The organism is Paenibacillus wenxiniae (assembly GCF_039822605.1).
GTDB classification, from domain to species: domain Bacteria; phylum Bacillota; class Bacilli; order Paenibacillales; family Paenibacillaceae; genus Saccharibacillus; species Saccharibacillus wenxiniae.
Genome location: NZ_JBCGUH010000025.1, coordinates 22,691 through 35,705, shown reverse-complemented (window position 1 = coordinate 35,705; position 13,015 = coordinate 22,691). Strand labels below are relative to the sequence as shown.

At 46.3% G+C, this 13,015-nt stretch carries 7 protein-coding genes and 1 pseudogene; 5 read left to right on the top strand and 3 right to left on the bottom strand.

What is annotated here, in order from left to right; all coding sequences use genetic code 11:
* Positions 1-309 (top strand): annotated as a pseudogene (locus AAHF22_RS23005) (DUF5704 domain-containing protein); the annotation flags it as partial.
* Positions 310-786: 477 nt separating this feature from the next.
* Here the strand turns inward: AAHF22_RS23005 and AAHF22_RS23000 are convergent.
* Positions 787-978: a CsbD family protein gene (locus AAHF22_RS23000; RefSeq protein ID WP_347327331.1), complete on the bottom strand. Its 192-nt coding sequence runs from the start codon at positions 976-978 to the stop codon at positions 787-789.
* A 522-nt stretch (positions 979-1,500) separates the two neighbouring features.
* Between AAHF22_RS23000 and AAHF22_RS22995 the strand changes: the two genes are divergently transcribed.
* The 3 genes from AAHF22_RS22995 to AAHF22_RS22985 all read left to right on the top strand — a co-directional run bounded on the left by AAHF22_RS22995 (position 1,501) and on the right by AAHF22_RS22985 (position 5,575).
* Positions 1,501-2,157, top strand: a complete 657-nt coding sequence (locus AAHF22_RS22995) for an HAD family hydrolase (RefSeq protein ID WP_347327332.1) — start codon at positions 1,501-1,503, stop codon at positions 2,155-2,157.
* Positions 2,158-2,370: 213 nt separating this feature from the next.
* Positions 2,371-3,699, top strand: coding sequence for a cryptochrome/photolyase family protein (locus AAHF22_RS22990; protein WP_347327330.1), 1,329 nt, complete (start codon positions 2,371-2,373; stop codon positions 3,697-3,699).
* A 217-nt stretch (positions 3,700-3,916) separates the two neighbouring features.
* A complete protein-coding gene (locus AAHF22_RS22985; RefSeq protein WP_347327329.1) occupies positions 3,917-5,575 on the top strand; it encodes an alkaline phosphatase in 1,659 nt (552 codons plus the stop codon).
* A 255-nt stretch (positions 5,576-5,830) separates the two neighbouring features.
* Here AAHF22_RS22985 and AAHF22_RS22980 read toward each other — a convergent pair whose 3' ends face one another.
* Complete coding sequence (locus AAHF22_RS22980; protein WP_347327328.1) at positions 5,831-6,142, bottom strand: cupin domain-containing protein; 312 nt, start codon at positions 6,140-6,142, stop codon at positions 5,831-5,833.
* Positions 6,143-6,567: 425 nt separating this feature from the next.
* Positions 6,568-7,413 (bottom strand): DUF72 domain-containing protein, encoded by an 846-nt coding sequence (locus tag AAHF22_RS22975; protein ID WP_347327327.1) that lies wholly within the window; start codon positions 7,411-7,413, stop codon positions 6,568-6,570.
* Between the two features lie 880 nt (positions 7,414-8,293).
* Between AAHF22_RS22975 and AAHF22_RS22970 the strand changes: the two genes are divergently transcribed.
* Positions 8,294-12,844 carry an InlB B-repeat-containing protein gene (locus AAHF22_RS22970; protein ID WP_347327326.1) on the top strand — a complete coding sequence of 1,517 codons (4,551 nt, stop codon included), beginning with the start codon at positions 8,294-8,296 and terminating at the stop codon, positions 12,842-12,844.
* The last annotated feature ends 171 nt before the right edge of the window (positions 12,845-13,015 follow it).

The window sequence follows — 13,015 nt, the reverse complement described above, 5'->3', positions numbered from 1 at the left end:
GCCTACGGACGCCGTCATATGCTGGATGAAAAGTCGCCGATTTTCTTAAAGCAGGGCTTTATCGTGGTCAACCTGGATATCGAATCGATTGTGAATGGTGATACGACCCATCCGCACCTGCAATACATCCATGCGCCGCTGAGTAACCAGTGGTGGCACATGGAAGGCTATGACGGTACCGATGGAAAACGTGATCACCAGATCACCGACCCCTACGGTGTACAATATGAAGTCGCCGATGGAGACGTACTGTTCTACGATACCGACCACAGCGTTTATGACGATTACACTAGCCGCGGTACACATTAATTTTCGTTCACGGTACACATTAAAGCAAATAAGATGACATACACAAATAAAATGACATACAAAAGAAGCGCCTGATCTCCATACTGAGATCAGGCGCTTCTTTATATCCAAAATTCGTTAGAGAGCGGGCACACCGTCTAAATCGTGTATAACAGGCTAAACGGAATGTCCCAATCACCATGTTATAAGAATATTTTATTCATTCTAAAACATTCCAGCTGATCTATACCTTGTCTTCAATCATAATTCACCTATACTTTTCAGATAAGTGTTTATTTATGTTATAAGGTAACCGTTCACTCCGCATAAGCATAACTCACTGTTCAATCTGTAACTGTTTGCTCAGTTAGTGTACACATAGTTAGGAGTGTATATACAGCAAGGTCATCATTTTAATGTGAGCCGCTTCTAGCAACTCAATTTGAGACAACTATAGCAACTGGCATGAATGGTATAGAATTCATGAATCGTATAGAATTAGTGATTGTGATGATCTTTCGCTTCGCCGACTTTTTGTTGAACTTCGCCTTTAGCTTTGTCGACTTTACCTTCAGCTTGCAGGGAAGCGTTGTTCGTTGCATTACCGTACTGGTCTTTAGCTTCACCTTTAATTTTGGAAATGGTACCTTTGATTTTGTCACCCAGGCCGTTATCTTTATGTTCTGTCATTATAAACATCTCCTTTTCGTAAGTTGATCATGTTAGGTATTCATGTATCGATTGGAGCATGCTTTCTATTACCCTCGATAAATTGCATTTAAACAAAAGCTAACATGCTTGAATGTATTTTTGCTTCGGTTAATAAGGTTTTGTCCATAGAGAAGAGAGTGAGCGCCAGGCTACAGTTGAACAACGGCGATGCTTCGGTATAATCTTGCTTATAGATCGACTGGATCAATACGGCTCGCTGGAAAGCTGTATGAGAAAAGTGATTGGTACGACAGAGTAAGTTAAGACGGAATGTGCAAGAGTCAGCAGAGCAGGAGTCAATAGGATTGTAATCGACCAGATTAGCAGGATGTCAGGCGCAGAGATTATGTATAGATATAATGTCAGGCGCCGAGGTGCAGACAGAGATCATGTATAGAGATACAGACAGAGATCGTATAATGAAAATTAGTCCTACATACAGCATAATCTAGCGTCATATGCTGGTGATACATAGATGATGAAGGGAGCAGATACATTATGATTAAAGCAGTCGTATTTGATTTTGATGGATTGATTCTGGATACGGAAACGGTATGGTTTGAATGTTATAAAGAGGTGCTGGAGCGTTACCGTCTGGAGCTGACATTGGAGCAGTTTGCGCCAAGCATCGGTACGCATAATGATGATTTTCGCAATTATATTGAACGTGAACTGAGCGAGCCTGGTATTGGGCATGCGATTGAGCAGGAAGTGGCAGCCATGATTCCGGGGCGAGTCGATCTACTACAAGCACGTGGTGGTGTACAGTCCTATTTGGAGGAAGCACGTCAGCTCGGCTTACGAATTGCGCTCGCGACTAGCTCAGATCGGAAATGGATTGACTATTATTTGCAGCGGCTGGAGCTGCGTCATTATTTTGAGGTGATCCAAACGAGTGATGATGTATCCGCAGTAAAGCCTGATCCAGAGCTGTATTTGCGAGTCATCGATGAACTGGGCATTCAAGCGCACGAAGCGGTTGCTTTTGAAGATTCGCTTAATGGATTGCGTGCAGCGAAAGGGGCAGGTCTGCATTGTACGATTGTACCGAATCCGGTAACTTCATTCCTGCCGTTTGAACAGTACGATTTACGCCTATCTTCTATGGAGGAAATGTCGTTGTCTGATGTACTGGCTCGTTTGCAGCCACAATTATAAACATAGACACAGACACAGACACAAACGTAATAGCTTGCCTTACGTTATCATGATTAGCCAGCTATGTATCTATTGTGCATCTATGCTGGAGCTGGCTAACATCCATCAAGTTCATGTACTCCAATATTGCCGCGTATATTGCTTAGCAAATCGGGTATATAACCTCTATATGGCAGCAGGCCATTCACCTACAGCATATAGGAGGACACCGTATTGAAATTGTTTATTCATCGCAAGGACCTGCGTACACATGATCTGGCAGGCTTTGATTATTTAAAAGAGAGTGGTGCGGACAGTTTGCATCTGCTCATTATCGACCCGTTTCTGCTGCGTAAGCATCGGGAAAAGGAGCATAGCGGCATCAATTTTCTCGGTCATACCCATCGGCTGATTCATCAATATCATAAACATCAGCGAGAGTTACAAATTGCGTATGGCAAGCCGGAAGAAGTGCTAGACGCTATTTTGGAGCGGCATGATATCGATGAGATTGTGGCGCATCGTGATTTTACACCGTATGCGCGTGAACGTGATCGCAAGCTAGGTGAAGTGGCAAAGCGGCATGGTGCATCGTTCACGCTTCTGCTGGATCATATGATGATCGATGTGGAGCCATTCACTGATTTTACAGGTAAGGATGGCTATTACAAAGTATTCGCTCCATTTCATCGCAAATGGCTTGATTTCTTAAATGCTAATCCGAATCCGGTGTCACCTGTATCTCTGGGTGAACTAAAGGTAAGTCAGCAGCAGCTCCAACTGCCAGAGCAGTTCCGACTTCCATTTGCACTGGATGAATTTAAGCCAGCAGACGATCCACAGCCGAAGCTGGAGCAATTTGTACATGGCAAAATAAAAGATTACGGCGAGGAACGCGATTACTATGCGATCGATCCGTCCAGCGAGCTGAATCCGCATCTGGTTACAGGCGCGCTATCGATACGGGAAATGTATAGCAGTGCGATCGATCAGACGCAAAGTGAGGAATGGATTCGGCAGATTGCATTTCGTGACTTTTACCTGTATCAGGCGATCTATGACGAGAACTACTTCCAGTATGAGAAAAAGTATGATCTGTCTGCACTGGATGATCGTCATTTTGAAGCATGGTATAAGGGAGAGACAGGCATTCCGGTTATCGATGCTTCCATGCGTCAGCTGAACGAAACCGGCTGTATGCATAACCGCCTGCGTATATTGTCCGCCATGTTTTTAACGAAAAATTTGCAGTGTCCGTTCACGCTCGGTGAGCAGTATTTCCGGCGCAAGCTGCTCGACTATGACAATATTATTAACCGTGGCAACTGGATGTGGTGTGCATCGCTTGGTGTGAATGCTTCACCGTATTTCCGTGTTGTGAATGCGGTCACCCAGTCAGCAAAATATGATCCTGAAGGCGATTATATTCGGCAATGGCTACCTGAGCTGAAAGATTTGTCAGCGAAACAGATCCATCAGCCACGTCCACATGCGATTGTCGATCTGAAAACATCTCGCGCCGCCGCTATCGACGTATACAAAGGGATTGTGAACAGCTTGTAAAAAATGTCCCAATAAATATGAATAAAAAGGAATAAAGAGCCGTTTTTGTTAATCTACAGTTGACAAAGCGGCTCTTTTTTTACATTTTACTTCGGTTTCCCGTACATCTCGTTAATTATCGATTGTTACAATCAAGTCGGCAAACAAGCATATACATAGGATGTTCAAGCAGATCGACATCCAGAATGAGCCATATGAATAAGGAGATGAGTATACGATGATGAATACAGTGAAGAAACAGGGCAAGCGTAAAGTAGCCGCGGTTATGGCGGGGGTGCTGGCATCCTCGATGCTACTGGCGTTCCCAGGGGGTGTGAGTGATGCGGCAGCCAAGCAGCAGCCGGAAATCAAAGCGAAAAATGTCATCATGCTCATTCCAGATGGCATGGCGCAGGATGCGACGGCACTGGCGCGCTGGTACAATGGCGGCGAGATGCTAGCTTTGGATGAAATGGCAAGCGGACTTGTACGCACCTATTCCGCAGACGCAGCGATTGCCGATTCGGCACCAGCCGGAACTGCTTTTGCGACAGGCTTCAAATCACATACTGGTTATGTCGGCGTATTGCCTGACCAGAATACGATGCCAGGCTTGAAGCCAATCGCACCGGGCGATGAGAAGCGTCCAGTCGCCAACATTTTGGAAGCGGCAAAGCTGTCTAACAAGGCAACCGGCATTATTGCAACATCCGAAATTATGCATGCGACACCAGCAGACTTTAGCGCACACTATCCGGATCGCAGTAATTACGATGCGCTGAGCGAGCAGCAAGTGTATGCAGGCATTGACGTTGTGCTCGGTGGTGGTGCGCAATACTTCACTCCAGCTGGACGCAAAGATGGCGAAGACCTGACCGCGGCTATTCATCGTCTCGGCTACAATGTCGTGACCGATACAGCAGGTCTCAAAGCAGCAAGCAATGGTAAAGTATGGGGCATGTTTGCCGACAAAGGAATGGACTACGATATGGATCGTGATCCTGCGAAGCAGCCAAGTCTGGCAGAGATGACGTCCAAAGCGATCGATATTTTGTCACAGGATAAAGAGGGCTTTTTCCTGATGGTCGAAGGTAGTAAAGTCGACTGGGCAGCCCATGCGAATGATCCGATCGGTATTATTAGCGATGTGAATGCGTTTGATAAAGCGGTAGCTGAAGCACTGGCATTTGCGAAAAAGGATGGTAATACACTCGTCATCGCTTCAACTGACCATATGAACGGTGGTCTAACGATCGGTGACCGTGACACATCCAAAACGTATGATAAGCTGCCATTGTCCACGTTTATCGATCCACTCAAAAAAGCGAAAGTGACCGGTGAAGGGATCGAAAAGCTGCTGAACAGCGACCGTAGCAATATCGTACAGGTGATGAGTGAAAATTTCGGCATTACCGATTTGACGGCTGAAGAGATCGCTGCGATTAAAGAGACCAAAGAAGGCAGCATGAACTATACAGTAGGTCCAATGATTAGTAAGCGCGCGCATATCGGCTGGACAAGCAACGGACATACCGGCGGCGACGTGGTGCTGTATTCATACGGTCCTGGCGGTAAGCAACTCACCGGTCTGGTGGAAAATACCGATATCGCACGCTATATGGAAAGTGCACTTGGTTTGAATCTGGCTTCCGTCACCCAGCAACTGTTCGTACCTGCGGAGTCCACATTCGCTGCCAAAGGCGCAACGGTAACATGGGATCGCACAGATGAACGTAATCCAGTCATGGTCGTGACGAAAGGCAGCGACACCTTGCGTCTGCCTGTATACAAAAACACAGCAATGCTGAATGACAAAACGATCAACCTGAACGGCACCATCGTCTTCAATGGTGAAAAAACATTTGTACCACAGACAGCGATTGATCTTATTCGCTAATCAAGCTCGTAGTCCCTTAAACTATCCAATATAAAAGAACGATGCTTTGTAAAAGAAAACCCCTTTCTTGCTGGTTACCAGTAGAAAGGGGTTTTGACATGATCGTGTTCACTCTTAGTCACCATCATTCCAATCCTGCTTGTGTGGGTACTACGGTAATAGAAATTACAATACCAGCAGTTACGATACTAGCAGTTACGATACTAGCAGTTACGATACTAGCAGTTACGATACTAGCAATTATGATACTAGCAATTATGATACCAGTACTACATACAGACTGGATGATTCTTTCTCGTCACCTCGATAAGACATCCATTCATCCGCTTCCACATGCATCATATCTCCCGTATGCAATCCCACCTCCTGCTGATCGATCGTCAGTGTTCCTTTTCCGCTCACCATGAGCAAATACAGATCACTTCCAGGATGACGATGGGCAGGCAATTGCTGTCCAGGCTCAAAATTCAATACAAATACATTGTTGCCGGTATGCTGAAATACGATTCGCTTCGTAAACCGAGCAGTGTCATAGTGCTGATGCTGGTGTAATGATTCGATTTTCATACGATCTACCTCCATTTCGTTCAAGCAAGCAATCCAGCTGTATTGGTCGCCTACCTGATCGGTGTACATCCTAGTGTAGCTGGACTTGCTGTGGTACGTAGTGATTGTAATCACCAGCCCAGTTTCTTCAATAGGTTCTTCGCAACAAATCGAATTCATGAGCATATCCATTCCTGTTAACGAAAAGATGTCGAATGTTCGATCGAAATAAAAGTCATACACGCTAGGATACGTTGAAAACATAGCAGCATATCAAAACACCAAAACACCAAAACACCAAAACACCAAAACACCAAAACACCAAAACACCTTCATGTTAATCCGCGTACCGCTTAATATGCGATCTACGCTGGACGAACTATGAAGGTGTTTTGCCGATTTCTATCTATGATATCAGTCCTATCATCTACTCTTGCTGCACACGATTACTCCTGCTCCACATGATGCTTGTCGGATAGTGCATCCTGCTCTGCCAGCATGGAAATCAATTCCTGTGCATTCGGTGTCGCATCGCCTGCTGAATTGTTATTGAATACGACGTAAATATGCTCGCTTTCCTTTTGCAGCTCCAGCAGTCGATCACGCCATTCGGTCAGCTCCTCGGTGTTATATCGATACAAATAACGCAGCTTGCGCCAGTCCGGATGATTGCTTTTGTGCCAGCCATCTACATTGCGTCCATGCATACGCACATAGGTCGCTTGGGATGAGGTAGCGGCGCTAATAATTGGTATTGAGCCAATCCCTGCCTGCGGCTCGTCAACAATCGTATGAATCCAATTTTCTTTACGCATGAACTCCAATGTCCGCTCGCGGAATTCAGGCATATACCATGTGCGATTGCGGAATTCCAGTGCACACGGGATCTCTTTCATTAATTCACGCGTTTCACGTAATGTATCGACATTTTCACGGGTGCAATCAAACCAGGGTGGGTATTGAAATAAGGCCATCCGCAGCTTGCCTGCATCAATCGCAGGCTGGAGCGATACATGAAAGGCGGCAAACATCTCTTCCTTTGTATCAAAATAGTTTTTCTTCCCGCGTAGATGTCCGGTCATTCCCTGATAGGCTTTGAAAATAAAGCCAAAATGCTCCGGCGTTTGCTCCACCCAGCGCGTTACATTTTTCACTGGCTGTACAGCGTAAAAAGAGCTATCGATCTCGACGATCGGAAAATGTGAGCTATATGCCGGCAAGCGTTCCGGTGCTTTGAGCTTGCCGTACAGCTCTGGATGATCTCCAAAGCCCGTCAAACCAATCTCGATCATACGTCATCTCTCCTTTTGCAGGATGCAGGTCAGATCATGCCAAGCTCTGTTGATCCCATTTATGTTATATAAAAAGGCAAGTTTACATACACAACATACGTACAGTGTATTAAACCAATCGGCTTGATCCGAATACACGATGGGGCAGTCATAATAAAGTAGCAACAATAGCAACAATAGCAACAATAGCAACAATAGCAGCAATACATAGCAGCAATGATGCAGCGATGATAAAGACTTCATAAACTACACCAAGTGATACACTCTATAAAAATCTGCTTCTATAAAAAGTTTTCCTGAATACAATTTTTCATATTAGAGTTTCTCATTTCTTTGTTCGTTTGTTTTCCATCTCTTTCTATGTTTATAGCAGAAATGTTGCACATCTTGGCTACCTTTCTACTACTGAATAAATATATTCACCCTACTGCTGAATGAATGTTCACAAAATTAATCAACCGCCTGAATACCATTCCATTTTATTTACCGTGACTTATCAATCAGCGTGCTCCAACCCAATTATAAAAGAAAATGTAATATTGTAGACGCAAATCCAAAGTGAGTGATATTGTTCATTGCATATGCATAAAAACGCACGAAATAAAGTCTTAAAGCTAGATATTACCTATATTTTTTTAATGATTCATAAAGTAAACTAATAGTATTGAATCATGTAATATGCTACGGAAAACCGCATGCTGACGGGAGTGGTCAGCTGTTACTCAAAATGAAAGCTTGCTTATATTGGGGTGTCTGGCGCGCTTAACATAAGTGTTCTGGATGAACGGTGTACCAGTAACTTATAACAGATGTAATGCTTGGCGAAGCTGTATGTAACATGAGGAGATAACGATTTATATCCAAAGGGGGAGATTGTACAGTGCTTCATTATGCCTGTCGTGCCAGTTGGAAAATTGCGCTGGCGTTTGTACTGGTTTTTGCCACATTATCGACAGGATCTAACACGATGCGTTCTGCGCATGCGGCTGCGGCAGAGCCGTATATCGGAGAGATTCAATTATTTCCTTACGGGTTCGCACCCGATGGCTGGATGTTTGCCGCAGGCCAAATTTTAACGATTCAATCGAACACGGCGCTTTATAGTACGATGGGTACTTCATACGGTGGGGATGGACGTACCAACTTTGCGATTCCTAACCTGACCGGATTGCCTGTACCTGACGGTATGGCATACTACATTGCAACGACGGGTATCTTTCCTCCGCGCGATGGGGCGGGAAGCGGTACAAATAGTGCCTTGTTAGGAGAAGTTCATCTATTCCCATACTTTTATGTGCCTGGTGACTGGTTGAAGCTGGATGGATCGGTAAAAAATAAAGCCGATTATCCCGAATTATCGACGCTACTCAATCCGTCGGGCAACTCCACGTTTACATTACCTAATATCTCTTCACCTCTTCCTGGGCAATCGCTCTTTTATGCGATAGCTGCAAAGACAGGCGCAAATCAGGTAGGAAAAGATCTAACCCAGTTAACAGCTAATGATCAGAGCTATTTGCTCACAGGCGAAGTGCTCTCGTTCCTCACCCCCATGCAGACCTCTTTCTTTCCTGCTAATGGCAGTCAATTGAATGTGATGGATCAGCAAGCCTTGTTCTCACTGCTAGGTACACGATTTGGTGGAAATGGGTATTCGAACTTTGGATTACCTAATATGAGTACGAATCCATATTCGTTTTCGATGTATATTGTGCCTGGTGATTCGTCGCATAGTACGATATATCCATCGAGAGATTCCAACGCTGGACCTGGTCCGTCTGATCTGGCAGTAACGAGTACACCGTATACGGTTGGCTCTGGAACGGACGCTCTGTTTAACAAAACGCCGATGCTTTCTGGCGGAACGGGAACCGGCGTGTCTCTACGAACATTGCCACAGCACGGCACTGTAGTAGATCTCGGAAGCAGCTTCAACTACAAATCAGATACTAATTATACAGGCTCGGATAGCTTCACGGTTCGTACGTATAATACCAATGGATTTGCGAACGGTTATTCAACGGTTAATATTAACGTCGTATCCACTTCTCCGCCTACTATAATGGGTGTCAGTAATAATGGGATGTATAATCATGCCGTTACACCGATCATTACGAACAATGGTGCATCTGTTTTAAACAATCAGCCATATGGAAGCGGTACGCCAGTGACTGGAGAGGGCAACTATACATTAGTCGCAACGAACAGTTATGGCACGACACAGATCAAGTTTACGATTGATCTGACACCGCCAACAGTAAGCGGAGTGAGCAACGGAGGGCGTTATACTGTGCCTCCTACTACTATTACACTGAGTGATGGAACGGCTACTCTCAATGGCGTAGCTTTTGCAAGTGGCACTTCAATTACAGGAGAGGGCAACTATACACTCGTTGCTACCGACGCAGCTAACAATAGCAACACGATTGCCTTCAGCTACTATGCTCCGCGCCAACTCACATTTGATAGTGCGGGCGGTACAAGCATAGCAACGCAAAATGTATACTATGGCGATCATGGCGTTCAGCCGACTGCACCGACACGCACGGGTTACACCTTTACCGGCTGGTATAGCGATGCGGCGCGAACGCAGCTTTTTGATTTTACGAATACAGCGGTAGTGACAAGCATGCAGCTCTATGCAGGCTGGAGTATAAACCAGTACACGGTTAGCTTTAACAGTAGTGGTGGAACAGCAATCGCAGATGTTCCTGTCAACTTTGGCGCTACAGTCAGTAAGCCAACGATGCCCACACGTACAGGTTACACCTTTACCGGCTGGTATACCGATGCCGCCCATACCCGATTATTTGATTTTGCCAATACAACGGTAACGGCGAATATACCATTATATGCGGGTTGGAGTCTTAATCAGTATACGGTGGGCTTCAATAGTAATGGCGGTACAGCGGTGGCGGCTGTTCCCGTCAATTATGGGTTGACGATTAGTGCACCGGCTGCGCCGACACGTACTGGCTATACGTTTACTGGCTGGTATACGGATGCGGCGCACAAGCAGTTGTTTGACTTTGCCCATACAGTAGTAACAGCGAATACGCAGCTTTATGCAGGTTGGTCGATCAATCCGTACACGATCAGCTTTGATAGCAGTGGCGGAACGCCAGTTGCAGATCGCCAGCTTAACTATGGCAGCCTGGTGAGCGAGCCAACGGCGCCAATACGTACCGGCTATACGTTTGCCGGCTGGTATACCGATGCGGTGCACACGCAGCGCTTTGATTTTAGCGCGACAACCGTAGCCGCGAATCTACAGCTTTATGCAGGCTGGACGTTACAGTCGTACGCGGTCACGTTTGATGCGTATCAAGGTGCAAATGTACCTACTCAGACGATTCCGTATGGAACGCTCATCTCTCGCCCAATCGATCCGGTGCAATTCGGTTATACATTTACCGGTTGGTATGCGGATGCGGCACATACACAGCCATTTGACTTCCAGGCGATTATCACGACTCCAGTGACAGTGTATGCCGGCTGGTCTGTGAATCAGTATACCGCTAGCTTTAATAGCAAAGGCGGTACAGCGGTTATTAGTCAAACACTGGATTATGGCAGTCCGTTAACGGAACCACAGCAGCCAGATCGAATCGGCTATACATTCAAGGGCTGGTATAGCGATGCTGCTACTGGGCAGCGGTTTGATTTTACAACAGCTACGATTCGCGGGGACATTCAGCTCTATGCGGGCTGGGAACGCAATCAGTATACGGTAGGCTTTGATACGTATGGCGGCTCTGTCATTCGGGATGTGTATATCGGTTACGGTGATCGGCTGATATTGCCAAACGCACCGACAGCCGATGATGCCGGTTCAGTATTTGCCGGCTGGTTTGCTGATCCACAGCATAATCTGCCATTTGATTTTAGTCAGCCGATCATCTCGAATGTCATTCTGTATGCCAAATGGGCAGTTCGTGTGCAGCAGATTACGTTTGATACGGATGGAGGAACAGCGATCTCTGCTCAGACTGCTGCTTATGGCGATCGTCTGTCACGTCCAGCCGATCCCGAGCGTCCGGGTTATACATTTGCCGGCTGGTACTCGGATGCGGCGCATAGTCAGTCGTTTGATTTTGCAGCCACGACAGTAACGGCGGATATGACATTGTACGCGAAGTGGAGCATTGCGATGCGTACAGTGAAATTTAATGTTAATGGCGGAACAGTAGTTGTCACACAAACGGTCAATCATGGCGATCGTCTATCACGTCCGAATGATCCGACACGGGAGGGTTTTACATTCAATGGCTGGTATACAGACACAGCCCGCAGTCAGCCAGTTGACTTTACCGCAGCGGTGACAGCAGATATGACATTGTATGCAGGTTGGACAGTTGTAACACCATCTGATGGTAGAAACAAAGGTGGGAGTGCAGGCAACCGTCGCTCAGATGCCAATACAAATTTGTTGAACCATACAAGCAATGCAGAATCAAGCGTACTGATTCCGGCAGGGCAAGCGGGTGAGTTGCGCATTGGTTCCGGTGTAAGTTTACAGGTTCCTGCGGGCGCGGCTGATCAGCCGCTTGAAATTCAAGCGAATCTGATGACAACACCGCCGACAGGGCTTGCTAACAATCAACGTGTGGTGAGTCCGGTCTATGAATTTCTCAAAAATATGCAGGGCAACTTCAAGATTCCGGTCAAGCTGACGCTGAGCTTTGATCCTGCTACCCTTCGCAGCGGTGAGAAGCTGGCAGTCTTTTATCAGACAGGGGCAAATACACCGTGGACGATAGTAGACAACGGGTCGATCGATGGCAATAGCATTAGCGTAAATGTGAACCACTTTACACGGTTTACCGTGATGGCGGTTCCACAAACGACGACACCGATCCCATCACCGGCAGATGGCAATACAGTTCCAGTAGTCACTACGTTTAGCGATACGGATAGTCACTGGGCAGCCGCAAGCATTCGTGAAGCAGCTGCACTGGGCATTGTAAAAGGTTATGCAGATGGTACATTCCATCCAGGTGCTTCGGTAACGAGAGCGGAATTTGCCGCCATGCTGGTACGGATGCTGAAGCCTGTCGAGCAGACCGATACGAGTTCGGCGCTGCCAGCCTTCACCGATGCCGCAAAGATTGGGGCGTGGGCACAAAGTGATATTGCTCAGGCAAGTGCACTGGGCTGGATCAAAGGCAACGCAGATGGTAGCTTCCGTCCGAATGTTCCGATTACGCGTGCCGAGATGGCCGTTATGGTTAGCCGTGCGATGGCATTAACAGGTGCTACTAGCGTATCGTTTGGGGATGCAGCAACAATCCCTGTCTGGGCAAAAGCAGCAGCGTCTCAAATGCAGCAATCAGCATGGATGAATGGACGCGTAAATGGACACTTTGATCCTTCAGCCGTAACAACACGTGCTGAAGCAGCACAGGTATTGATGCGAGCACATCAGCAGTAAATGTTTATACGCAATCCAGCTATAGTATAAGTATGATAAAAGAATAGTGTTACTGAATCAGCGACTATCGATAAGGATAGTCGCTGATTTTATAAGGGTGACGCTCCCCAATCAAGCTCTTTTCGATTCAAAGTATAGTTCATCTGCAATGATCGTATAAATATTCAATTC